The organism is Lysinibacillus boronitolerans JCM 21713 = 10a = NBRC 103108, from assembly GCF_000772935.1.
GTDB classification, from domain to species: domain Bacteria; phylum Bacillota; class Bacilli; order Bacillales_A; family Planococcaceae; genus Lysinibacillus; species Lysinibacillus boronitolerans.
In genome coordinates, this window is sequence record NZ_JPVR01000076.1 from 141532 (window position 1) to 165775 (window position 24244).

General features: G+C 37.2%; 22 protein-coding genes. 3 read left to right on the forward strand and 19 right to left on the reverse strand.

The window, feature by feature from the left end; genetic code table 11:
- Nucleotides 1-23 precede the first annotated feature (23 nt).
- From CD31_RS13965 to CD31_RS14005, 9 genes are all read right to left on the reverse strand, one after another.
- A complete protein-coding gene (locus tag CD31_RS13965; protein WP_016995595.1) occupies nt 24-524 on the reverse strand; it encodes a YtxH domain-containing protein in 501 nt (166 codons plus the stop codon).
- Between the two features lie 135 nt (nt 525-659).
- Nucleotides 660-1163: a DUF948 domain-containing protein gene (locus tag CD31_RS13970; RefSeq protein ID WP_016995594.1), complete on the reverse strand. Its 504-nt coding sequence runs from the start codon at nt 1161-1163 to the stop codon at nt 660-662.
- 109 nt (nt 1164-1272) lie between these two features.
- Nucleotides 1273-2586, reverse strand: a complete 1314-nt coding sequence (gene murC / locus CD31_RS13975) for a UDP-N-acetylmuramate--L-alanine ligase (RefSeq protein ID WP_036078409.1) — start codon at nt 2584-2586, stop codon at nt 1273-1275.
- A gap of 229 nt (nt 2587-2815) precedes the next feature.
- Nucleotides 2816-5992: a DNA translocase FtsK gene (locus CD31_RS13980; protein ID WP_036078410.1), complete on the reverse strand. Its 3177-nt coding sequence runs from the start codon at nt 5990-5992 to the stop codon at nt 2816-2818.
- Nucleotides 5993-6254: 262 nt separating this feature from the next.
- Nucleotides 6255-6869, reverse strand: coding sequence for a YtpR family tRNA-binding protein (gene ytpR, locus CD31_RS13985; RefSeq protein ID WP_036078411.1), 615 nt, complete (start codon nt 6867-6869; stop codon nt 6255-6257).
- A gap of 2 nt (nt 6870-6871) precedes the next feature.
- Nucleotides 6872-7690 (reverse strand): DUF1444 domain-containing protein, encoded by an 819-nt coding sequence (locus CD31_RS13990; protein WP_016991775.1) that lies wholly within the window; start codon nt 7688-7690, stop codon nt 6872-6874.
- Nucleotides 7691-7760: 70 nt separating this feature from the next.
- Nucleotides 7761-8279: a hypothetical protein gene (locus CD31_RS13995; RefSeq protein ID WP_016991776.1), complete on the reverse strand. Its 519-nt coding sequence runs from the start codon at nt 8277-8279 to the stop codon at nt 7761-7763.
- A 94-nt stretch (nt 8280-8373) separates the two neighbouring features.
- Nucleotides 8374-8895, reverse strand: a complete 522-nt coding sequence (locus tag CD31_RS14000; RefSeq protein ID WP_016991777.1) for a DUF84 family protein — start codon at nt 8893-8895, stop codon at nt 8374-8376.
- Nucleotides 8896-8954: 59 nt separating this feature from the next.
- Entirely contained in the window at nt 8955-10031 is a 1077-nt protein-coding gene (locus tag CD31_RS14005) for a M42 family metallopeptidase (protein WP_036078412.1), read from the reverse strand.
- A gap of 165 nt (nt 10032-10196) precedes the next feature.
- Here CD31_RS14005 and CD31_RS14010 point away from each other — a divergent pair, with 165 nt between their 5' ends.
- Complete coding sequence (locus CD31_RS14010; RefSeq protein WP_004226089.1) at nt 10197-10511, forward strand: hypothetical protein; 315 nt, start codon at nt 10197-10199, stop codon at nt 10509-10511.
- A 52-nt stretch (nt 10512-10563) separates the two neighbouring features.
- Here CD31_RS14010 and CD31_RS14015 read toward each other — a convergent pair whose 3' ends face one another.
- From CD31_RS14015 to pepV, 7 genes are all read right to left on the reverse strand, one after another.
- Nucleotides 10564-11790 carry a carboxylate--amine ligase gene (locus CD31_RS14015; RefSeq protein WP_016991779.1) on the reverse strand — a complete coding sequence of 409 codons (1227 nt, stop codon included), beginning with the start codon at nt 11788-11790 and terminating at the stop codon, nt 10564-10566.
- A 127-nt stretch (nt 11791-11917) separates the two neighbouring features.
- The gene (locus CD31_RS14020) at nt 11918-12781 is read right to left on the reverse strand and encodes a YtnP family quorum-quenching lactonase (protein WP_036078414.1); all 864 of its coding nucleotides are present in this window, start codon (nt 12779-12781) and stop codon (nt 11918-11920) included.
- An 11-nt stretch (nt 12782-12792) separates the two neighbouring features.
- A complete protein-coding gene (trmB, locus tag CD31_RS14025) occupies nt 12793-13443 on the reverse strand; it encodes a tRNA (guanosine(46)-N7)-methyltransferase TrmB (protein ID WP_016991781.1) in 651 nt (216 codons plus the stop codon).
- 97 nt (nt 13444-13540) lie between these two features.
- The gene (locus CD31_RS14030) at nt 13541-14470 is read right to left on the reverse strand and encodes a diacylglycerol/lipid kinase family protein (RefSeq protein WP_036078416.1); all 930 of its coding nucleotides are present in this window, start codon (nt 14468-14470) and stop codon (nt 13541-13543) included.
- Nucleotides 14471-14472: 2 nt separating this feature from the next.
- Nucleotides 14473-15477 (reverse strand): nuclease-related domain-containing protein, encoded by a 1005-nt coding sequence (locus CD31_RS14035; RefSeq protein ID WP_036078419.1) that lies wholly within the window; start codon nt 15475-15477, stop codon nt 14473-14475.
- A 222-nt stretch (nt 15478-15699) separates the two neighbouring features.
- The gene (gene dat / locus CD31_RS14040) at nt 15700-16554 is read right to left on the reverse strand and encodes a D-amino-acid transaminase (RefSeq protein ID WP_036078421.1); all 855 of its coding nucleotides are present in this window, start codon (nt 16552-16554) and stop codon (nt 15700-15702) included.
- 27 nt (nt 16555-16581) lie between these two features.
- Nucleotides 16582-17988: a dipeptidase PepV gene (gene pepV / locus CD31_RS14045; RefSeq protein WP_036078423.1), complete on the reverse strand. Its 1407-nt coding sequence runs from the start codon at nt 17986-17988 to the stop codon at nt 16582-16584.
- A 358-nt stretch (nt 17989-18346) separates the two neighbouring features.
- On the opposite strand from pepV, the gene CD31_RS14050 reads away from it, so the two are divergent.
- Together CD31_RS14050 and CD31_RS14055 are read left to right on the forward strand one after the other, a co-directional pair.
- Complete coding sequence (locus CD31_RS14050) at nt 18347-18568, forward strand: DeoR family transcriptional regulator (RefSeq protein WP_004226074.1); 222 nt, start codon at nt 18347-18349, stop codon at nt 18566-18568.
- A gap of 356 nt (nt 18569-18924) precedes the next feature.
- Nucleotides 18925-20094, forward strand: coding sequence for an MDR family MFS transporter (locus CD31_RS14055; protein ID WP_036078426.1), 1170 nt, complete (start codon nt 18925-18927; stop codon nt 20092-20094).
- Between the two features lie 60 nt (nt 20095-20154).
- On the opposite strand, the gene CD31_RS14060 is transcribed toward CD31_RS14055, so the two are convergent.
- From CD31_RS14060 to CD31_RS14070, 3 genes are all read right to left on the reverse strand, one after another.
- Nucleotides 20155-21672, reverse strand: a complete 1518-nt coding sequence (locus tag CD31_RS14060) for a GGDEF domain-containing protein (RefSeq protein ID WP_036078428.1) — start codon at nt 21670-21672, stop codon at nt 20155-20157.
- 166 nt (nt 21673-21838) lie between these two features.
- Nucleotides 21839-22552 (reverse strand): pseudouridine synthase, encoded by a 714-nt coding sequence (locus CD31_RS14065; protein ID WP_036078430.1) that lies wholly within the window; start codon nt 22550-22552, stop codon nt 21839-21841.
- A gap of 10 nt (nt 22553-22562) precedes the next feature.
- On the reverse strand, nt 22563-24176 hold the full coding sequence (locus CD31_RS14070) for a putative polysaccharide biosynthesis protein (protein WP_081977500.1): 1614 nt from the start codon (nt 24174-24176) through the stop codon (nt 22563-22565).
- Nucleotides 24177-24244: the final 68 nt, after the last annotated feature.

Here is a 24244-nt window from a genome sequence, read left to right on the forward strand (position 1 = left end):
AACGTATCCCTTTATATTATGCATTATGCACGAACTTCTTCATTTGTTTCTTCTTTTTGATCTGCTTTTTCTGTCTTTTCTTCAGCTTTTGGTTCCTCACTTGGCATGTAATCCTCTAATGGTTCTTCCCCTTCAAAGGAAACCGTACCATCATCAAAAACAGTTGGTGCTTTTGCCGTTTTTAGTGTTTTTACTTTCTCTACTAATTGTGTAGATTGCTCTTGAATTTGTTTAGAAAGTTGAACTGTTTTATCTTTTGCAGTTGTCGAGAAGTCTGCGCTCTTATCTTTTAGCTGAACAGCTTGTACTGCCACATCACTGCGTAAATCTTTTCCTGATTTTGGAGCTAACAGTAGACCTGCCGCGGCCCCTACGATTCCACCAACTAATGCGCCAATCACAAAATCCTTCATGTTTACACGCTCCTCTTCATAAATAGAGTCTTGCGGATGATAAAGCTGAGGCAAAGAACTTTCAAGCTGCTGTTCCTTTACTTCGTTAAAATTTGGCTTTTGAGTTGTCATGCAACAATTCCTCCCCATCTAATTATCAAATTTGTCTAGACTGGTTGTCCATCTACTTTCACAGATGCATCTTCAACTTATATGTCTAAGACTTTATTTTTATTCAGCCAGCATGGAATACTCACTGAATAATTATCATTTTTTACGACCCCATTTTCTTTTTGGTGTTTCTTCTACTTGCACAGTTTCAAATGCATAGGCATCTGGTGATACCGATTCCTGCTCGATGATTTTGCGTTTTTTCCATTTATCCGCAATACCCATCGCAACATTACTCCATTGTACAACTTGTGCAATTTTTTCTTCGTTTTGTTCTACGCTTTTAGAAACAGAAGTAGTAATCTGCTGAACAGAATTATTTAAACCATTAACGGAGTCACCAATACCTTTAACAGCTTGAACCACTGAATTTAATTGTTCAGATTTATGTTGAATATCCTCTGCTAAGCTATTTGTTTTTGATAATAAGGACGTTGTTTCGCGTGTAATGCCTTCCATTTGGCCTTCAATCCCAGATAATGTTCCAGCTAAGCTGTTTAGGATGGACTTAAGCGAGAATAATGTCATGCCCACGCTCACACATAAAATTAAAAAACCGATTGCAGCAATAATGGCTGCAATATACAAAATCACTTCCATAAGTTGACCTCCTGCTAGTAAATTGTCTTTACTATTACTTTCCCTATCTTCGACAAAAAAAACGGAATTCCTGCTTAAATTTGAGAAAAAACAGCTTAACCCCTACGGACTAAGCTGTTTCATTGTTTTTAAGCACGTTTTCAAAAGCATCTTGGAACTTGTGAACATCACCAGCGCCCATAAATAAGAATACAGCGCCATTATGTTTTGTTAATATATCAATTCCTTCAGTGGTAATCACTGCACTGCCTTCAATAAGTGACGCTAAATCATGGATAGAAAGCGCGCCTTGCGTTTCTCTCGCAGAGCCAAATATATCACATAAATAGGCTGTATCTGCAAGGCTCAAACTATCCGCAAAATCTTGTAAAAAAGCTTGTGTACGTGTAAATGTATGTGGTTGGAAAATCGCAACTAGCTCACGGTCAGGGAATTTTTGGCGTGCTGATTGAATCGTCGCGCGAATTTCCGTTGGATGGTGTGCATAGTCATCTATTAAAACATTATCCCCTATATCGGTCTCAGTAAAACGTCTTTTTACACCTTTATATGTGTGTAAACGCTCCTGAATAATATCTGGAGAAATGCCTTCATATTCACATAGCGTAATAACCGCCAATGTATTTAAAACAGCATGATCTCCAAATAATGGGATAAAGAAAGTACTATAAAATTCATTACGTACAAAAACATCAAATGTTGTACCCTCAGTTGTTTTTTCAACATTACGTGCTTCAAAGTCATTTTCAGCACCAAATCCATAATACACAACTGGTACTTTTGCTTGAATACGCTGAAGCTGTTCATCATCACCACATGCTATAATTGCTTTTTTCACTTGTAATGCTAATGATTGAAATGCAGAATATACGTCCTCTATATTAGCAAAGTAGTCTGGATGATCAAAATCGATGTTCGTCATCACAGCATAATCAGGATTATATGCTAAAAAGTGACGGCGGTATTCACACGCCTCCATCACAAAGAAATCAGCATTTTCATGACCTGCACCAGTACCATCACCAATTAAATAAGATGTTGGTTTATAGCCACCTACCACATGTGCCATTAAACCAGTCGTAGATGTTTTACCATGTGCACCTGTGATGGCAATGGATGTATAGTTGCCAATATATTCACCTAAAAATTTATGGTAACGAATGACTTCTACACCGATTTCTCGAGCACGTACTAATTCAGGATGATCATCAGGAAATGCATTACCTGCGATCACTGTCATACCTTCTTTAATATTATCTGCATTAAATGTAAAAATTGGAATATTACGTTCACGTAACGGTTGCTCCGTGAAGAAATATTTATCGACATCTGAGCCTTGTACTTGTTCACCAGCATCAAATAAGATTTGTGCAAGCGAACTCATGCCAGAACCTTTAATGCCTGTGAAATGAAAAACTGTCATTAATTAAACCCCCCGGGAATTTCAATATCCCATCTATCATCTATTAGGTGTATCGTATTATTTCACGAATGGTTAGGTATTAATACCTTCACAAGTGTTAAAAAATACGTACTATTCAACACATCTTGTCTATTATAGCACTTTTTATGCACAAGGATAGATGTGTAACTTTTCTAAAAAAACTAAATTCGACGTAAATTAGATAATCTAGACGAAAACAATGCAATTCTTATTCAAACATAGTAATTAAATCTTCTTCTGTAATGTAACTTTCACGTGGCTTACTTCCTCTTGCTTCTGAAACAAAACCATGTGATTCTAACATGTCAATTAAACGAGCAGCACGATTATAGCCAATATGATACTTTCGTTGAATCAATGAGGTAGAAGCCCCCCCTTGCTCATAGACAAATCGGCAAACATCTTCAAATAAATCGTCCTGTTCTGCAGACACCTCTGTTTTCTTTAATAATTCCTCTTGATCGAAAATATAATCAGGTTCACCCTGTTCACGAACATGCTCAATAATCGATTCAATTTCATCATCTGTAACAAAAGTTCCCTGCAAACGCACTGGCGCTGACATACCGTTACCTAAATATAGCATATCCCCTCGACCAAGTAACCTTTCTGCTCCCTGCCCATCTAAAATGGTACGAGAATCAATTTGAGAGGAAACAGCAAAGGCAATACGTGTAGGGATATTTGATTTGATTAACCCTGTAATAACATCCACAGAAGGTCTTTGCGTTGCAACAATTAAATGAATACCACATGCACGTGCCTTTTGAGCAATACGGCAAATGGCCTCCTCTACATCTGCTGGAGACATCATCATTAAATCAGCTAACTCATCAATGACAATTAAAATATAAGGCAACTTTAGGCTATGTTCTTTATTTTTATCCGCTATGGCGTTATAACGTGTAATATCACGTGCACCTGCATGAGCAAAGAGCTGATAGCGACGCTCCATTTCCTCTACTGCCCATTTCAGTGCAGCCGTTGCCGCCTTTACATCTGTAATGACAGGACTAACTAAATGCGGAATATGGTTAAATGGCGCCAGCTCTACCATTTTAGGGTCGATCAGCATGAGTTTTAGCTCGTGTGGTGCAGCTTTATATAATAAACTAACCAAAATAGAATTAATACAAACGGATTTACCTGAACCTGTTGCACCAGCGATTAAACCATGTGGCATTTTACGTAAATCTAACGTAACAGGCTTTCCAGTCAAATCAAGTCCTAATGCTGCTTCTAATGGTGAATCTGACTCAACGAAGGAGGCACTATTTGTTACCTCAGATAAGCGCACAGCTCGTGATACTCGATTTGGAATCTCAATACCGATCGAGCTTTTCCCAGGGATGGGTGCTTGAATACGAATATCCTTTGCTGCTAAGGCAAGTTTTAGATCATCTGCTAAGTTTCGAATTTTACTAACCTTTGTACCATGGCTCACCGTTATTTCAAATTGAGTAACAGCAGGGCCTTGCATAATCGATTCAATTTGCGCAGAAACTTGGAAATAAGATAGTGCTTCGACTAATGTGTCGCCCTGTTGCTCCATCCAATCCGTATCCTGTGTTTTTTCCTCTGGTGGCTCTAGGTATTCATCCGTAGGCTTTTGATAGACGTGTACGGGCTTTGCTGGTATCTCAGCTTCCACTACTTCTGTTTCTACGTGATTCTCAACAGATTCTACTGGAACATACTCTACAATATCTGAAACTACTTCAGGTTCGATAGCTAGTTCTGGTGCTGGTTCTGATACTTGTTCCAGTTCTGAAGCTAGTTCAAGTTCTGGTTCTAACTCAAGCTCTGGCTCTAACTCAAGCTCTTGTTCTAACTCAAGCTCTGGCTCAATAGTTGCAGAAATTTCAGCAGCAGCTGCTTTTTCGATTTCTATTCGTTCATTTGTTGAGATACCTTGCAGTGATGTAACAGGGGCCATTGTAATCACAGCTACAGGCTCTTGAGTACTGCTTTTTGAAGTAACATTTTCTACATCATCAAGTTGCACTGGTAAATCTATTTTCGATTGAACATTCTCTGTCATATGAAAATCATGATCATCTTCTGGTTGTGAGACGTATATTTCATTTGTTGTCATGCTGTCTAAGGACGAAGATTTTTCTACCGTCACATCCACTAGTTTGTTTTTCTCTGTTTCTGGCTCGCTCTCTACACGTAGAGGCTGCTGAGCCATCTTCAATTGCTGTTGGATTCTCCATTTTTCTTTATCTGTTTTTAACATTAGTACATTAAATGGAATTCGACTTTTTTCTTCTCTCGATGCAGTATCAGGAGATTGGTCATCCATTGACGGTTGAACGACAGTAACTTCTCCAATATGGATCGTAGAATTTTCAATTTGAACTTGTTCCACAATCATTTCTTTAACATGGATTTCAGACTGATCTGCTGAAAGCTGTTGAACTGTTTGATCTTGCCCAACAGCTTCCTTCACTTGCTCGTCAAACTCCATAGCAAAAGAAGTCGTTTGAGGTACAGCTACATTTGACAATAAATTTTCCTTATCATCGTTCTCTTCAACTAACACTTCTTCCTCAAAAATAATTGGTTCATTTACTGTCGATAGCTCTTTCGGTTGAATGATTGCATGGTGCTCTGTTACAACCGTTTGGTTTGTGCTAGCCGGCTCTTTTTCTTCTAGTATATTTTCATTGACCTCATTTGTTGTCGCTTCTTTTAAAGGCTTTGCAACAGTTACCTTTTCAACTGCCTGTACATCGGTTTCTTGCTTCTCATTTTCTTCTTTTCTTTTATCTAATAATTCTTTGATTGGACTTGGCTTTGCAAAACCATAGACAGGTGAAGGTACATCTGTTGGAACAAATCGTTTGCGATTCTCTGGTACAATATTTTCAACTTTTTGTTCTTTTCGCTGACTCTTTTCTTTTGGTGTAGGTGCAGTCATAGGCTTTAAATTAGCTGTTTCATTTTGTGCATCTCGAAACACTAAGCTTGCTCTTGAACGAAATTCTTGTTCTAAAGGCTGACTTTTCATCATTGTTTTTCGACCTGTACGTTTAGAGCGATTTGCTAGTAAATCCCGAATTCCTGAAACCTCTACATCATAAACACTAGAATCGACAATATGATGATTTAAATGCTTTGGTAACGATAAATCCCGAATTTGTCCATAATCATCATCTTCCATTTGATCAAACATGTCTTTTGAGGACGTGTAGGATGTCTCACCTTCATCATCGTCAATCAAAGGGAAACGGAAAGTCTTTTGCTTAGCGATTGTTGGTTCTTTTTGTGTATGTAATTGCTCCGACTGAACTTCTCCATAGTCCTCATAATATTCTTCATACTCATAGTCTTCATCATCTTTATTAATAAATTTACTAATTTGTTTTTTAAACCAGTTCACTTCGTTTCACTCATTTCTCTTACACTTCATTTATAGCATTGTCTAGTTTTAAATTATTCAATAGCTCAATGTCTACACCAAAAAGCATACCATAAAAACGGTCTTGAAACTTGCATTTAGAGGCTCATTCTAAACAAAAAAATCGTTATGCTACTAGCATATTAGTAACATAACGATTTAGGGCATTTCACCTTGACACAAGGAATAATATCATGATAAAACATTTAAATTTTAATAATTTCTTTTTTAAATAGAGGGATTTTTATTTAGTTGGTGCTTCAAAAGCACTACCTACAATAGCATCCTCAGGTAATACTAAAATTCCTTTTTCAGATGGAGCATTAGGAATCGCTAATTCACGTGCTGAACAAAGCATGCCGTAAGACTCAACACCGCGTAAATTTCCTTCTTTAATAAGCATACCTGAAGGCATTACGGCACCAATTTTCGCTACAACTACCTTCTGACCAGCTTCAACATTAGGGGCACCACACACAATTTGTAATATCTCATCTCCAACATTCACTGAACAGATGCTCAATTTGTCAGCATTAGGATGCTTGTCCTTTGTTTCTACATATCCAACCACAAATTTTGGTGAAAAATCAACATCAAGATTAATATTTGCTCCATTTTTTTCGATTGCCACTGCTAGCTGTGCTACTAATTCTGGTGTCACTTCTACTAAGCCTTTTGCATCTGTTTGGATGTAACTGCTCGCATTAAATAAATTAAAGGCTTTAATTTCTCCCGTTTGAGCTTCCTTTAAAATAGCAATATCACCAGCACGTTCTACTTCCGTTTTCACAATAGCCTCTGTTGCTAGTTGAACTAGTAAGACATCTCCTACATGATCTTTGTTGTAAAATACATTCATTGTTATTCTTGCTCCTTTTTCACTCTGTTTTTTGCTAAGATAAAGATCGGTTCTAGTTCCCCATCTTCATAAATAAAAGATAATGACGTAATCGGTACAGTCCCGACTGCAAAGAAATGCATGGTCATCTGTGCTAATACATCATACCCTGTTTCATTACGAATATCACCTATAATTAATACATCTTGATGCGGCACAGATAGTGTCATATCGCCCTCCACTTGTGCCTGCATTTCTTTTAAGAAGCTCTCATTTAAAATCCGGCTAGCATCATAGCCATCATTCACATTGACAAAATAAAAAATATTACCTGCTACCTCATCTTTTTTATAGGCGGTTGGTAGTTGTTTCACCGAAAAGCGTGCCATTTCTCGAATTTGTTCTACAGTTAATTGTAAGGCTTCTAGCATGGATTCATCAATAAAGCGATAGGTTTTACCTAAATCGAGCGCATAAAAGACGCGCGTTTCAGCTGTATGCTCAGTTGTAATAAAGGCATGCCCTTCTTTCGATGCCTGTGGATAAGAAGTGGCACGAATTACGGGATAAATATGTGTAGTCGTTTGGAAACCCTGTTCCTTTTCTTGTACCATCGCATTAAAGGTTTGCTCAATTGTATATAAAACTTCTTCAATCGCCGACTCTTGCTTCTCATTATATTTTGCTAAGATCCCAGGTAAAGAAAGCTCCATCCCTTTTCCAATCGTCTTATGATTCAAGCGTAATTTATCGTACTTTTTATCAAAATGAAATTCATATTTCTCTTCAGTTAATTGCTTTTTTAATAGCTCGACTAGTTGTTCAGACTTCATTTGCTTCATCTTTTTCACATCCTAACTTCAAAATGAAACGGCTCACATGTTTGTGAACCGTTCTGTTCAATCCTTCTATTTACTTCATCTTAACCGAATGAACGATTTTCGTCATCTCACGCAAATTATTTTCAATTTGTTTAGCCTTTGAAATGGTTGACATCTTCACACCACCGCTACTAACAATGAGCTCCATTTCATTTTCTTGGTCCGTTTTTAGAACCGCTGTGAAACCAAAACGACCATCCTTATCAAAAGTCGACTCTTCGATAATTTTGTCCGCCTCATTTTCTTTTAAAAGACTATAATAAAGTTTACTGTCTTGTGCTTCACGATCATTGATAAAAAGAATGTAGCTTTCTTTTCCTTTTGAAATTACAATATTATAAGCATCTGAACTGTCTTCAACTTTAAAGTTTGAAGGTAAGTATAATTTGATATCCCCAATTTCTACTGTATGTTCTTCTGGCTCTTCAGCAAAAACCTTCTCCGTTAATTGCAGCCCATTAGCAATTTGATCATCAATAGATTGATTGCAGCCAGAAAGGACAAGAAGTAAAAGCATTAGGCCAATTGCTCTTAGCCATGAAAATAGCATATCTCTCTTCCTTTCACTACTAACTTTTTTCTATTTTAAAAAAATTATTCATAAGATGCAACCTAACTATCCTCTTACCACTAATTCCATTTAACTATTTTTGTGAAAATGTGAACAAATATTGACCAACTAAAAGCGAGACAATATGCTCAAACATCATCTGTCTACTTACTAAACCTTGCGTAAAAATACCTACAGCACCTGCACCCTGACGAATATCTCGACGCTTTGTATATTGCTCCATAATCGGTCCAAGTTCTCCACCAGTTCTTATTTCCTGGGCAATTTCTTTGGGCAGTATAATTTGTGCGCCAGCAGCTGTAAATGTTGTTCCGTCTGACACTGTTAATGCACCCCAGTTACAAACATACATTTCATCATCAATTTCAGTTACGCCACCTTCTAAGCCAAATGATAATTCTGCATCCGTTAAAATCAATGCGTTTTTAGCACGATTCATTGCTCCTAATCTAGTTTCTTCATTACTGATCGGTTGATCTGATACTTCTGAAGCAGCTTTGACATGAGTAAAGAGAGAATCCTCAAAGTATTTTCGAGCAATTACTTCAACTGCTTCTGTTTTGGCTTTATTAGTTGTGCCAATTGCTATCTTCATCTAATCCCCACTTTCTTTCCATAGAAAAAGATGCCTCTAAAAGGCATCTTCCTTGCTTCTTATACATTAGCGTGAATTGTCTCTAATGTCGAACGATCTGCTTTTTTCACTAATTCTACAATTAATGCTTTTGCAGCAGCATAATCATCAATGTGAATAATTGACGCTGATGTATGAATATAACGTGAGCATACACCAATAACTGCACTTGGAACGCCATCGTTTGCCGTATGCACTCGACCAGCGTCTGTTCCACCTTGGGAGACAAAGTATTGATAAGGGATATGATTTGATTCGGCCGTATCTAAAATAAATTCACGCATACCACGATGTGTAACCATTGTACGATCTAAAATACGAAGTAAAGTGCCTTTGCCGAGCTGTCCAAATTGACTTTTTTCACCTGACATATCATTGGCAGGAGAAGCATCTAGTGCAAAGAATAAATCTGGTTTAATCATGTTTGCTGATACTTGTGCACCGCGTAAGCCAACTTCCTCCATCACATTTGCACCTGAGTATAAATGTGAAGCTAATTTTTCGTGCTGCACTTCTTTCATTAATTCAATCGCTAGGCCACAGCCATAGCGGTTATCCCAAGCTTTAGCCATAATTTTCTTCGGATTTGCCATTGGTGTGAATGGACAAATTGGTATGATGGATTGTCCAGGACGAACACCCATAGACATAGCATCTTCTTTATTATCAGCACCAACATCGATAAGCATATTTTTTATATCCATTGGCTTCGCTCGTTCTGCATCTGTTAATAAATGTGGTGGGATGGATGAAACAACACCAGGAATTGCCCCATTTTTCGTATATACTTCTACTCGCTGTGCAAGCATAACCTGATTCCACCAGCCGCCCAATGTTTGAAAACGGATCATTCCATTATCTGTGATAGAAGTAACCATAAATGCTACCTCATCCATGTGACCAGCAACTAATATTTTCGGTGCATCCACAACATCACTGTGCTTAACACCAAAAATACCCCCTAAATTATCTTGAACGATTTCATCCGAGTACTTTTCTAACTCAGAACGCATGAACGCGCGTACTGCGTGTTCATTACCCGGAGCGCCTGGTAATTCTGTTAATGTTTTAAATAATTGTAATGTTTCCTCATTCATGATGACTCTCTCCCCACGAAGTAGAATATTCTTCCTTGCCTATTGTAACACAATTATTTCCGAATTCGAAATATTGATACATTTCCTAAATCTGCTTAATTGTGAACGTGCATTCACTCTATAGGCTATGCTAAAATAAAGGTATAGAAAAAGGAGGAAAAAAGTATGAAATTACGTGATTTTTTAATTGGTGTCGCAACTGGCTTAGCTGCCGCAGTCATTATTAAAGAAGCTAGTGAAAAAGTTTCTCCGTTCGTACCTGCAGGACAAGTACTTGAAAACATAAAAAGAGAATTTAAAAAGGATTCACCGATTGATGGTTCTTGGATTTTTATGAAAACTGAAGATTTCACAAACGGTATTATTACTATCCCAGTATATCGCGGAGGGATTTCGCGTATGCATGAAGGTGAGATGCAGACATTCGAATTTGCTGCCGATGCACGCTCTGGTGTTGTCGTGGAACTAACAGAAGTTTAATTATGTATATACAAGAAAAGCCATCCCATGAATTGGAGATGGCTTTTCTATGTTATTCAGATAAACCTTTATTATTAAAGTACTTTTTATACTTACGATAATAATTTAAATTATTAAGTGTTAGTTTCACCCAACGCTTCGCATTCATATCCTCATTAAAGTAAAGAGAATTTGTATATTTCCCTTCACTAATTAATTTTTTTGCCTCTAGTTTGAGCTTTTCATTCGATGCATATTTGAACAATACACCTTTAGGAATAATCATCCATAAATGCTTGTCCTGCACATATGTGACATCTTGCTCGATATTCAACATATGGTCATCCGCTACATACTTCATTAAGTTATGACCACTTGCCGTTACATAATAGCTAGAACGTCCATTACGTAAATTGATTTCAAAAAGTTTATATTGCTTGTCTCGAATATCAAATTTCATATCAAAATTCGCAAAACCTGTATAGCCGATATCCTCTAGGAAGAAACGTACTTGATCCATTAATTCTTTATCATAGGTTGTCACGATGGCTGCATAACTTCCGATTCCTTCAGGAGAATGTTCTTCTAGAATAGGATTACCGAGACACATCAGCTTCACTTTTCCATCCTTCCCTACATAGGCATTTAACACACGCATATAGGAATCGTCCCCAGGAATAAATTCTTGAATAATCATTGTATCCTGATAAGTCGAGCTATAAATAGCTTTTAATATAGCCGTTTTTTCCGCTTCATCATGAGCAACAAATACTTTTTTCTTCCCAGGGAATTTACAAGCCCAATACTCTACTGAGTTTGAAGCCTTTAAAATAATCGGGTAAGCAAATGGTGGTGTAAAGTTTTCATAGTTATCAGCTGTCACCGTTGTTGTACCTGGATATTTAAAATTATATTGATCACACATTTTATAGAAATTTTCTTTCAATAAAATTTCATCCATCAACGATTCATCGATATACGGTACGGTAAAATGCTCTTGTAACGCTGGCTTATTTTTGATAATCAGCTTAGCATAATCGTCCCCACATGCTAAAAGTAATAGTTTTTTATCAGCATATTTTTTTGCAACTTCTGCAAGGGCAGGTGCAAAAACATCTTGTTCATTTAAACGGTCTATTTCTTGAAATTGTAGGATATGGCTATCTTGTGTTGCTGTTAAATGAGAACGTCCTAAGACAAGTGGTTTAATACCGTATGCTTCATAAAACGCACGTGCCATACCATATGCATTCATATCTGATCCAAGTAAAACGGGTAAAAATGGTTGTTCAGTTGCCATGTTTATTTCAACTCTCTTTTGTATTTTAGTATCGTGTTAAGTGTATCATATTTTCTATCCTGTTCACGAACAAAAACGCGAGGTATTGACATTTTATATGCCAACTACCTCGCCTTTGCTTACTCTATTAAAATGTAATAACAGCTTGTCTACTACGCTCTAGTTTATCCACAATCTCTTTGCCTGACTCATCCCATCGAATCATACGATAATAAGCATCGTGATAGAAAATAAAGCCATAGTTATTTGCAAGGGCTTCTTTCATCAGTCGCTCTTTTGCAAATACACTTGTCATTGGATAATCGTCATAGGCTAATACCCATAATGGATTTTGATGAGCATGAGTCGGCATAATATCTGCCATATGCAATAACACTTCATCATTTTGCGTTAGCTTGATGACAGCGTGTCCCTCACTATGACCACCAGTATGAATCATTTCGATTCCAGGTACTACTTCCAATGACCCTTCGTAGGTTTCAACTAAATGCTGAACTGGTTCCCAATTTTCTTTCCAATAAGTATTTTTAGAACGGATATTTGGGTTACGCATTTCATCCCATTCAATTTGTGTTACAAAAATTTTGGCATTTGGGAAAGTTGGTACAAGTACATCCCCTTCCCACTGCGTTAAACCACCAGCATGATCAAAATGTAAATGCGTCATTAACACTGCATCAATATCGGATGTCGTTAATCCTAACTCTTGTAAGCTATCTGCTAACGAAGATTCTTCTGTTACACCAAAGTTTCGAAGCTGCTTTTCATTTAATTTGTTAAAGCCTACACCCGTATCAATGAGGTAGTTTTTGCCCTCATATTGAATAAGGATAGGTTCTGTTGATAATTCAATTTGATTTTTTTCATTGACTGGATATTTGCGAGACCAAAGTGGCTTTGGTACAACACCAAACATCGCACCACCATCTAGGCACGTAACACCCCCGTTTAGCCATGATAATGACATATTGTGAAACTGTAACTGATCCATCCATATTCCCCCTACAATTTAGTGATAAATTGCGATTCTAAGCGATAAATCGGCTGCCCTTTTGCAGAAAACTTCTCTTCATATTCTGTCATCACATTATCCTCTGGCATATTTGCATGTAGGTCGAGAGATACATACTTTAATAACATCCCATATTCAGACATACTGATTAAAGAATACTCGAACAGACCTCGGTTATCCGTTTTAAAATGGACTTCCCCATTATCCACTAAAATCGACTCATATAATTTCAAAAAATCCCCGTGCGTTAAACGTCTTTTAGCATGTCGTGTTTTTGGCCAAGGATCTGAGAAATTCAGGTATACACGTGATACATCGTTTTTGTCAAAGAATTTATATAAATCTGCGCCATTTACTTTTAGCAAACGTAAATTCGCTGGAGACTTTGCCTCTAACACTTTTTCTAATGCACAAACAATCACACTATCATAAAGTTCAATGCCGATATAATTGATCGTAGGATTTTGCAAAGCCATACCAGTCACAAATTGTCCTTTTCCAGAGCCTACTTCAATATGGATAGGGTTGTCATTGCCGAAAACAGCCTGCCAATTTCCTTTAAAGTCTTCAGGATTTGGAATAATCACCTCTGGGTGATCTGTAATCATTTCCTCTGCCCAAGGCTTATTTCTTAATCTCAATGTTGTTCCTCATTTCTTTCCTGTGAAATTATTGATTTTTTAATAGTATAACGTATTCCCTTATAATTCGCATGAAATTATTGCACAATGATATTTTTTATGAATCCTTGACAATAACCTGCCAAGCATTTTGTTGTATTGTACAGTGAATATTTGTCCCTTGATTGACAATGCCAATATAATTACCATCCGCATGACAGTCAACCTTATTTGCTACGATAAGATCAAAGTCCTGCCCCTGTAAAAAAGTAACTTCTTTAAATTTTGTATGCTTTTCAAAAAAGACAGTGACAAATACAAGTAATAATTTGATACGTGAAATACCATGTACAATCGTTATATCAACTTTACCATCATCCGCTTTTGCGGCAGGTGATATTTTCATGCCTCCTCCAAAATAAGGTTGATTACTCATCGCCACAAACCATGTCTGCTGAAATTGCCATTCATGTTCCCCTGAACGTATCATTACATCAAAGCGTTCAAAGCGAAATAATCCTCTAATTACAGCGACAGCATACGAAAGTTTCCCTAGCCCAATCTTATTGAGATAAAACTTAAGACGAGAAGTGTTAATTGATTTTGTCACATATGCATCGAAGCCTATGCCAGCATTATTAACAAATATTTCTGTTCGTTGATTACCAATCTGAACGATCCCTGCATCCATTCTCGCATTAGCCAAGGTAGTTTTTACATAATCCTCGATTTGCTGGGCATTGGAAAAGGTGTGAAAATAACGTGCAAAATCATTACCAGAGCCAGCCCGAACGACACCAATTAGGATGTATTCATTATGTACAACACCATTAACCACTTCATGAATGGTGCCATCTCCACCAACAACGACTAGTAACTTTTTATCCTGCTGCTGTTGTGCCCATTGTTGTGCGATTTCCTGTCCATGTCCTGCATATTCAGTAAAAGCCACTTGATAAGGAATCGTGAGTTGCTGTTGAAGTTGCAGCCAAACCTTTTTCCCTTTTCCATTTCCTGCGGCCTTATTGACAATAAATAGAGTGTTCATAATCAGTCCTCTGTTGGCTGTGGAGCTTGCTGCCAAATATCTCGGTTAAAGGAGGTCGTTTGGACTGTATTTAAAATGGTCTGTGCAGCTCGGATTTGCATATGCTTCATAGGGGAGGAAACTTTTCTTAAATGCTCTATCCATTCATGGTAATTTCGACGATCAACAAAGCGAACCCCAAATGGTGAACCAGGATAATCAAAATACCCATTACGAGATAGCACAACCTTACGGATGGGCATATCAATATCCTCCTGTTTAAATAATTGTGACAGTACCGATTCCATCCGCCCTAAGTTAATTGTTGGATTCAAAACTTTAGAATCCTTCGTCCCTACTTTTTTAATCCAGAAGCGATCACTGCCACCTACATATACAGCTTGATTTTCAGCCTCTAAGACCGTAATACAAATACACTCTGTCGGCGACATTAACACTACATCTAGCTCTATAGGGGCTTTTCTAATTTGTAGTATCGGATAATAAAACAATAGATAATTATCTGGCAATGTTTGCAATAACATACGAAGCAAGGAGTCACGCATAAAACGAGGATCTACATATGATTTTTCTCGTAATGTTGAACTGGCCCATTTCATTTGAAAATGAAAAAATTGATCAATAAACATTCGTTTTAGCTCATGAATGGATTGTGGTGCATAGACAATTTTAGGTTCAAATGTGAGCGTCGTTTCTTCTTCAGGAATTATATCCTCATCACTAACAAGCTCATTTGATATTTCTACTTCTTCAACATCCTCCGTTGCTTCCTTTTGTCTTCCAGCAAACAATTTTTTTATGAAAGAAAAACGTTCTTTTTCCTCGTAAGCCTCCGCTTCTGCCTCATTATCAACATGTTGCCACTCGCTAATATCTTCTCCCAATTCCCACTGTCGTTTAATGCGCTCCCATTGGTTTTTCTTTAGGCGTACAAATTGTGTTGGGTATCTCGCTAAATCAATTTGATAACGTGAAATGTAATCTTGTAATTTCACTAATTGTGCCATGTAAAGGTCACTCCATTCTTACTCACCATATCTATAGTTCTCTTTTTATCTTGATTGCTTTGGTAGAAAAGAGGCATTGTATTCAATACATCGACAATTATTCTACATATTTCAATCTGTAAAATTATTCATTACTATCCTTCTTATTTTACATGACGACACTAAACATTACATCCATAAAAAAAGAGAACTACCTATCGATAGCTCTCTTAAATAGTTCTTTTATTTTGTATTCAAAGAAAGTGGTAATTTCGCTTCAAAAGCTTGTTGCAATTTACGCGTCCATTCACCTGGCACTCCAGTACCGATTTGGTTGCCATCCACATCAATAACAGGTGTAACCTCAGAAGATACAGACGATACAATAATTTCATCCATTGTTAATAAATCAGCTTTTGTCATTGGTTCTTCAACGACAGGCAAACTAATCTCCTCTGCACATTTTAAAATGACCTGACGTGTAATGCCGTTTAAAATGAAGTTATTTGCTGGGTGTGTATAAAGCTTACCGTCTTTAATCCCATAAACATTTGCGGATGAGCATTCTGTTACGATATCCCCGCGATGTAAAATAGCTTCGTAGCAGCCCTTTTCAGCCGCCTCTTGTTTTGCTAATACTGCACCAAGTAAGTTTAAAGATTTGATATCACAGCGCAACCAACGAATATCCTCTACAAACGTAGCCTTAACCCCTTTTTCAAAGTTTTCATATGCACGTTCACCAGCTTTTACATTACCCGTTAATACAGCTGGAACACTTGCATCCGGGAAAACGTGATTACGTGAATTGGCACCACGTGAGATTTGGAAATAAACATGCCCTGTGTCTAGATTATTTTTTTCAATGAGCTCATGTAATAATTTGTGTAAAACGTCTTTTGTATAAGGAATAACAAGACGAATTTTTTCGGCGCTTGCATAGAAACGATCAATATGCTCTTGTGCTGTAAACATATTTCCGTTATAAACTTTGATTACTTCATAAATGCCGTCACCAAATTGATAGCCTCTATCTTCTGGTGATACTGCAATGGATCCTTCTTCAACAATTTGATCATTCCATAATGAATATGCCATGTTTTGTTCATCCTTTTCGTCTTTGAGTTATTTTTTTCCTGCAAGTTCAACAATTGCTTCAGCATAAATTGCCGCTGCCTTTACGAGGTTTTCAACGACAACAAACTCATCTGCTCGATGCGCTACATCTGGCTCCCCTGGGAACAGCATGCCAAACGCCACGCCTTTTTTCATCACACGTGCATACGTCCCACCACCAGTTGATAATAAAGGTGTTTCTGTATCTCCCGTTTGACGTCTATAGATAGCTGCTAATGTCTGGATGAATGGATCATCCTCGCTGACATAATGAGGCTTAGAATCGTCTTGTATATCTAGAGAAAACCCTTTTTCTACGGTTAAGCGTTGTGCTGCTGTTATTTTTTCATCGAATGGATAGGAAACAGAATAGCGCATACTAATTACTAAACTGCCACCTTTATGGACATCATAGCTTACGATCCCTGGATTTAATGTTGTTTGTCCTGACATTGTATCCTCAAACTGCAAATCGAGCTGACTACCATAATGATCCTGATAAAAAACATCTGCAATAAAGTCGACAAATTGTTTACTTGCTTCTGTCGTCAACTCTTGTTGTAAAAATGCTGCAAGATAAACAGCTGCATTGACACCTTTATCTGGTTCCATTGCATGGGCTGCTTTACCTTTGATAGTTATTATATAGCGAGACTCCTCCATTAATAAAGAGCCTTCTAGCTGATTTTTGCTTAAAAATGTTTGAAAATTCTGTTCGAATGATGCTGTTACATGCTGAATCGTTGCTTTTGCAAAATCAGGTACCATATTTGGACGCTTTCCTGCATTAAATAATAGTAGTTGTTCTTTCGTTGCATCACCTACTTTATTTTGAGAGAACACAAGCTCTGCAATGCCTTTTTCTGCATTGATGAGCGGGAAATCCGCATCTGGTGCAAAACCAATAGTCGGCATTTCCTCCTGTTTAAAATAGTGGTCGACACAGCGGAATCCTGTTTCTTCGTCTGTCCCAATGATCATTCGTACTCTTTTTTCTAATGGAATACCTGCATCTTTCACAAGTTTCATGGCCATCCATGCCGCAATCGTAGGCCCTTTATCGTCAATCGCACCACGTGCAAATAATTTACCATCAGCTACTGTTCCGCTGAATGGAGGGTATGTCCAATCTGCTTCTTCTCCAATCGGAACAACATCAACATGACATAAAATACCAAGTAAATCTTCACCAGTTCCCATTTCAATATGCCCAGCATAATTATCAACATTTTTCGTGAGTAGGCCTTCATTTTGGCCCTTTGCTAGTAACCATTCAAGCGCTTGAAGTGGCCCCTCTCCAAAAGGTACTTCAGTAGTTATTGTATTCTCATCGAGCACACTATTAATTTGCACAAGCTCCTGTAACTCTTGTATTAATTCATCTTGCCTTTCTCTTGCAGCTTGTAACCAATCCATACCATGTACCTCCTTCAAAGTATTAACATAATTCTACACCTTACAACATATATGACAATCAACTTTCTGACAACTATTTTTCAGTCACTTCTACTGCCACTACCATATATAGCATGTTTTTCACCTATTCCCACAAAATACAGTATAAATTTTTTATATCAATTGTAAATTTCTCTTGCATTCACTAGAAAATCAAGTAGTTTTTCTATATAATAAAGTTATCAGAATAATTGTTCTGACTATAAAATTAGAAAAGGGGATGTCTAAGGCAGCTACTTATTAGCCTAAGTGCACTCCGCACATATTGTCGTCCGCTAGTCTTTGCCAAGAGAATTAAGATGAAGGAGTGGTTCATTTAATGAAACCAACTACTGATCGAATGCTTAATCGTATTAAAGACGTGTACATGTTTATTTTAGACAAAGGAACCGTGTCTACACAGGATTTAGTCGAAGAGTTTAGTATCACTCCTCGCACCGTTCAAAGAGATTTGAACGTGTTAGCCTTTAACGATTTGGTGACGAGTCCAAGTCGAGGCAGATGGACAACGACGAAGAAAAAAGTAAAATTAACGTCTTAGTTTTACGTTTTGTACGTAAAGCATTGTGTATGGAAAAAGAATGACCTTTTCGTCGGGGTCATTCTTTTTTGTCATTAGAAGATTATTAGATTTTTTCCCACTTTACTTACTGACTTCTATAGGGGGAGAGTGAGTTCATCTATCTGATAAAGCGATCATTTACATAATCCTTCCGCTCACCTACCAGAGCATTCACTTTTGCCCTACAATCTGTGCTTCACATTTTAGCAGAGCGACAAAAATATACGCGCCATTATCTGCGTTGTTCTCGTTCAAGATTATTTTGACTATTTACAGTTGCTTAACAATCCGTTAAACTCGAAACATTCTAAATGATGTTGAGAGGAGGATTTTCTATGACTTTGTCGAAGTTGTTTCATCCATTAGTTTGGATTATTTTAGGTGGAACAATCTTTACGCGTATTGCAAGTTTTATGGCAATGCCTTTTTTAGCTATTTATTTACATAATGAAATTCAAGCCTCTCCATTACAAATTGGATTGACAATTGGTATCGCGCCACTCATCTCCACAGTAGGTGGATTTTTCGGGGGTTATCTAACCGATCGTTTTGGTAGAAAAAGCGTTATTCTATTAACAATTATTGTTTGGAGTCTTGTGTTCTTTGGCTTCGCAACGGTTCATGTTGTTTGGCTATTTATACTATTCAATGCTTTGAATGGACTTTGTCGTTCATTTTTTGAACCTTCTACACAGGCATTGATGATTGATTTTACACCTGCTGATAAACGAAAAAGACTATTTTCCTTACGTTACACAGCCATCAATATTGCAGCGGTTATTGGTCCTATTATTGGCGTGTATATCTCACAGCTATCCAGTCCAAGTATCCCTTTTATGCTGACAGGGCTTATGTATATTATTTACGCTGTTTTTTTATTTTTTGTGTTAAATCGCTATCAAATGCAGCAACCCAAAGCGGTTACACAAACAAAGATACTCAGTACATTCACAATTCTTTTGACAAATCGTGTGCTGCTTAGCTTCATATTGGGAGCCATTTTAATCAATATCGGTTACTCGCAATTTGACTCAACGCTACCACAAATTATCGAATTAAAAATTGATGAGGGTGCAAAACTTTATTCGTTATTAATCTCTCTCAATGCAGCAGTTGTGTTACTACTACAATTACCAATTAGTATAATATCAGAGCGTTTTTCATCTACAGCAACATTAGTAGTAGGTGTACTGTTCTTTGCTATTGGACTATTTATGTTTGGATTCTCCACTAATTATACGCTCTATATCATTGGCATGATTATATTTACCATAGGTGAAATCTTTGCCTTCCCTACGATGAACGTCATGATTGATGAAATTGCGCCAGATACTCAAAAGGCAACCTATTTAGGCGCTGCGCAATTTAAAAATTTAGGTGGCTTTATTGGCCCAATAATAGGCGGTTGGCTATTGACTCATTATATGAATGCGATGTTTCCTGTCATCGCTGTACTTGTTTTATGTAGTTGTATCTTTTATAGAACCAAAACAGCAGCTCATTAATAAACGCCCCATTTCTATCAAAATAGCTAATGCTGCTATCGATAAAATGGGGCGTTTTTTTTAACTATTATAGCCTTCGTCAGCAGCGACCTCTGCATAACTAGAGTATTGATCCTTACCAGCATTTTTCGATTGATACAGCGCTTTATCGGCCCGTTCAAATAAGCTCATTTCTGTATCTTCAGCATGGTTATAAATGGCTCCACCCATGCTTACAGATAATACAGACCATTTCTCGCTAGCATGGTCATCATACTTAACGGACCTTATTTGAGTCAAAATGGCCTCTGCCATGTGCTGCATCTTTTCCTCTGTTGTATCGTATAAAACAATGGCAAATTCATCCCCACCGAAGCGTACGACAAAGCCACTTTGTTTCACAACACGCTTTAAAATTCTCGCTGTTTCAACGAGGATATGATCTCCTTCTACATGCCCAAATTGATCATTCACTTGTTTAAAGTTATCCAAATCAATTAACAATAAACCCGGCACATTTATTTTTCTTTTTCTTAATAAATTATCAATTTTCCTGATATATGTAGCACGATTATAGACCCCAGTTAACGGATCGAAGGTAGCTAGCTGTATTGTTTTAGATAGAATTTTATTAATGACTAGCAACATAATAAACGATGTTAGTAAGGCGATGAACAGTAAGCTCCAAAATTGTTTTGAATTTTTTTGGAGTGCTTCCATTTTAGTGATATTGATAAATTTCACATAGACAATTCTTTTGGAAGACTCCCCTCTCACTGTCTCTGCTTCATAGGGCAGAAAACGATGGGTTTCTATATAACCATTGTCTAAAACCTTTTCATACTCCACTGGCTCCATTGTTTTCTTTGCCAGCTCGAAGTATTTTTGAAATTTCTTAGATTGCTCCTGTACAGTGATTCTCTTCGATCTCGAATCATTAAAGAAAACGCCTCCTGCATTAATTGCTTGCACATCCACTAAATCAATATATTTACCAATTAAGTACTGTGCAGTTTTCTCAAAATTAAAGGTTTGGAAGACAGGATCATTTAGTAGGTCTATACCTAACTCAAGCAAATATTTCTTATCATGTGTTGCCAGATAGCCAAATTTTCTATATTCTCCTGTTGATGTTGAAATATCAATTCCATCTGTAAAAAATTCGCCACTAGCGCGCCGTTCATCCAATAAAGCAGAAAAACGTTGACAGCAACGCGAGAAATCCAAGCCAATATCTTTGGCAAAAGTCGTGTAAACCACTGTATTAGATTGATCCACTATGTAAATATCCATACCATGTTTCTTTTTCATTTGCTGTAAATCCCAAGTAGCTATATTAGGATTTTCATGGTAATAGTTTTTTAACTGTCTAAGCTCCTGTTCCATTTTATCTGAAATATTATTATCAAAATAAAAATGGGCATTATCGACAGTTTGCATATCTGTCAAAATATGATTTTCAATTAATATTTTATTCATGCTCACTTGCTTTTCTATCTCTGTTACCAATATTTGTCGGTTTACATATGAAATAACAGCAACAAGTATGACTGCAAATGCTATTAAAGATAGTAATAATTTAATACGCAGGTTCTTCATTTAATTGTCCTCTACTTATTTTATACCATCGTCTTTTCGGAAACATTTCAAATATGATACATTCTATGACTATATCACAATAACTCATTTCATATTATACAGTTACAGTTATATTACTGTATATAAAAATCCCCGATGCTATGTGAGGCATCGAGGAATAATATGTTTAATGATTGTTTTGTAAACCGTTTAGCTCTTCAGTAGTAAGCTCACGATATTCACCTAACGCTAGATTTTCATCTAATGTCAGGCTTCCCATAGAAATACGCTTTAAATATGTTACACGCTTTCCTACCGCCTCAAACATTCGCTTTACCTGATGAAACTTGCCTTCTTGAATCGTTAGCTCTATTTCAGATAGCTGTGCAGACTTTAAAATCACAAGCTTTCCAGGCTTTGTAACATAGCCATCATCTAGTTCAACACCATTTGCAAATTTCTCGGCATCTTCTTCTGTCACAACGCCTTCAATCTGTGCAAAATAAACTTTTGGCACATGTTTTTTAGGAGATAATAAATTGTGAGCCAACACACCGTCATTAGTTAATAAAAGCAAGCCCTCTGTGTCTTTATCTAGTCGACCAACAGGAAACGGCTGAAAATGCTGATGTAATGGCTCTAATAAATCAATAACTGTTTCATCTCTTAAATCTTCAGTGGCAGAAATAACACCAGGCGGTTTATTCATCATAAAATAAACAAACTCTGTATAAACAACGCGCTCTCCAAACACTGATACAATTTGCTGTTCTGGGTCTACGTGTAAAGCTGCATCCTTGACGTAAGCACCGTCTACTGAGACAGCTTTTTGTTTTAGTAGCTGCTTCACTTCCTTGCGAGAGCCATACCCCATATTTGCTAGTAATTTATCTAAACGCATCGTTCCACTCCTATTTCAATCCCAGTTTACTCATAATACGGGTTAATCGTTCACCTAATAGCTTTTGGGCTAAGCCTAGGCGTAATGATAAAAAGCCATAGACAGCCGCACCCACACCCGCACAAATAATTGAGAATAGTAATGCTGAGAATTTACTATCAACTGGACCCATTAGTAATTCTAATAATTTATGCACAATCAGCACGCTAATGGCCATCGCCATTGTCAATAAAGCAATTAGCATGACACGACGCACAACCATTTCTGATCGATAATTTAACGTTTTTCGTAACACAAGCATATTAATGATAATTGAAACACTATAGCCAATAGCTGTAGCAACTATAGCACCATCTGCCTCTAACCAGCGAATTAAAGGAATATTTAATGCTAGCTTCACGAAAATCCCAGATAATAAACTGAAGACAATCCACTTTTGAAAATCAATTCCTTGAAGTAAGGCTGCTGTGACCTGGAATAACGCAAATAAAATCGCAACAGGTGCATAATGCGCTAAAATGGTTGCTCCCATTTCACTTTCCGAATAAAGCATAAAATAAATTTCATTGGCTAACAGAGAAATACCAACAACAGCTGGCAATGTAATAAAGATTAAAATTTGATAGGTCTTATCCATTGCATGGCGGAGCGCTAAATACTCTCCCTGTGTAAAATACTTTGTAATCGTTGGTACAAGCGCCATCGAAAATCCAGTCGCTAGCATAACAGGGATGATAACCACTTTATGTGTCATAAAGTTAATCATCGATAAATAAGTATCTGTTACTTCTGCTAAACCAATAGACGTCATTGCTCCATTAAACGTAAGCATGTCGACTAATTGGAATAACGGATTTGCCACCCCTACAAACACCATTGGAATGGAATAGGTAATTACTTCTTTATAAATATTGGACATTGGTAGCTGTGTGGAAGTCACACTTTGACTACGTAATAAGTTAAATTCAGACTGATATTTTTTCCAGTAATAATAAAGAACACCTAATCCACCGATTGCCCCGATAAATGCAGCAAACACAGCAAAGGAGATGGCTGTCTCTGGTTTCCCTTTAAACACAATAACCACTAAGAACGATCCGCCAAGTAACACAACAATTCGCACAATTTGTTCCACCAATTGTGAAACGGCGGTAGGTTCCATTTTGTCGTAGCCTTGGAAGAAGCCACGCCATAGACTCATAAATGGTACTACGATTAGTGCAAAACTAACCCATCGTATTACGGAAGCAATCTGTTCAACAGTAAAGACCTGTTCCTCACTCTTAATAACAAGCCCTGCTATTGGCGTTGCAAGTAGAAAGAGGGCAATAAATGTTGCGAAACCTGTCACCATCATAATTAGAATGCCGGATTTCATCAGCTTGCGACCTGATTGATAATCCCCCATGGCATTATATTTGGAAACAAATTTAGAGACGGCTATTGGCGCACCTGAAATGGCAATTGCCAACATAATTGAATAGGGAATATATGCATATTGGTAAAGCGCAATGTTTTTCTCGCCAACAATTGCATAAAACGGAAAAATATAAATTAATCCGAGTACCTTCGATAAAAACATCCCCATTGTTAATATCGCAGTACCTTTCATTAAATTGGACATCATACCCATCCATTCATTGTAAAATCAATATTATTATCGTAACACTTCAAAGAATACTTATAAAACTT

Bases quoted from the DNA above. Each gene is read 5' to 3' on its own strand.
- CD31_RS13995 (WP_016991776.1), bottom strand. From the start codon at position 8,279: ATGCTATTTTCATGGCTAAGAGCAATTGGCCTAATGCTTTTACTTCTT.
- CD31_RS14000 (WP_016991777.1), bottom strand. From the start codon at position 8,895: ATGAAGATAGCAATTGGCACAACTAATAAAGCCAAAACAGAAGCAGTT.
- CD31_RS14030 (WP_036078416.1), bottom strand. From the start codon at position 14,470: ATGAACACTCTATTTATTGTCAATAAGGCCGCAGGAAATGGAAAAGGG.
- CD31_RS14010 (WP_004226089.1), top strand. From the start codon at position 10,197: ATGAAATTACGTGATTTTTTAATTGGTGTCGCAACTGGCTTAGCTGCC.
- CD31_RS14055 (WP_036078426.1), top strand. From the start codon at position 18,925: ATGACTTTGTCGAAGTTGTTTCATCCATTAGTTTGGATTATTTTAGGT.
- pepV (WP_036078423.1), bottom strand. From the start codon at position 17,988: ATGGATTGGTTACAAGCTGCAAGAGAAAGGCAAGATGAATTAATACAA.
- CD31_RS13965 (WP_016995595.1), bottom strand. From the start codon at position 524: ATGACAACTCAAAAGCCAAATTTTAACGAAGTAAAGGAACAGCAGCTT.
- CD31_RS13970 (WP_016995594.1), bottom strand. From the start codon at position 1,163: ATGGAAGTGATTTTGTATATTGCAGCCATTATTGCTGCAATCGGTTTT.
- CD31_RS13990 (WP_016991775.1), bottom strand. From the start codon at position 7,690: ATGAAGCAAATGAAGTCTGAACAACTAGTCGAGCTATTAAAAAAGCAA.
- CD31_RS14020 (WP_036078414.1), bottom strand. From the start codon at position 12,781: ATGGATCAGTTACAGTTTCACAATATGTCATTATCATGGCTAAACGGG.
- murC (WP_036078409.1), bottom strand. From the start codon at position 2,586: ATGACAGTTTTTCATTTCACAGGCATTAAAGGTTCTGGCATGAGTTCG.
- CD31_RS14065 (WP_036078430.1), bottom strand. From the start codon at position 22,552: ATGCGTTTAGATAAATTACTAGCAAATATGGGGTATGGCTCTCGCAAG.
- CD31_RS14050 (WP_004226074.1), top strand. From the start codon at position 18,347: ATGAAACCAACTACTGATCGAATGCTTAATCGTATTAAAGACGTGTAC.
- ytpR (WP_036078411.1), bottom strand. From the start codon at position 6,869: ATGAATGTATTTTACAACAAAGATCATGTAGGAGATGTCTTACTAGTT.
- dat (WP_036078421.1), bottom strand. From the start codon at position 16,554: ATGGCATATTCATTATGGAATGATCAAATTGTTGAAGAAGGATCCATT.
- CD31_RS14035 (WP_036078419.1), bottom strand. From the start codon at position 15,477: ATGGCACAATTAGTGAAATTACAAGATTACATTTCACGTTATCAAATT.
- CD31_RS14005 (WP_036078412.1), bottom strand. From the start codon at position 10,031: ATGAATGAGGAAACATTACAATTATTTAAAACATTAACAGAATTACCA.
- CD31_RS14015 (WP_016991779.1), bottom strand. From the start codon at position 11,790: ATGGCAACTGAACAACCATTTTTACCCGTTTTACTTGGATCAGATATG.
- CD31_RS14060 (WP_036078428.1), bottom strand. From the start codon at position 21,672: ATGAAGAACCTGCGTATTAAATTATTACTATCTTTAATAGCATTTGCA.
- CD31_RS14070 (WP_081977500.1), bottom strand. From the start codon at position 24,176: ATGTCCAATTTAATGAAAGGTACTGCGATATTAACAATGGGGATGTTT.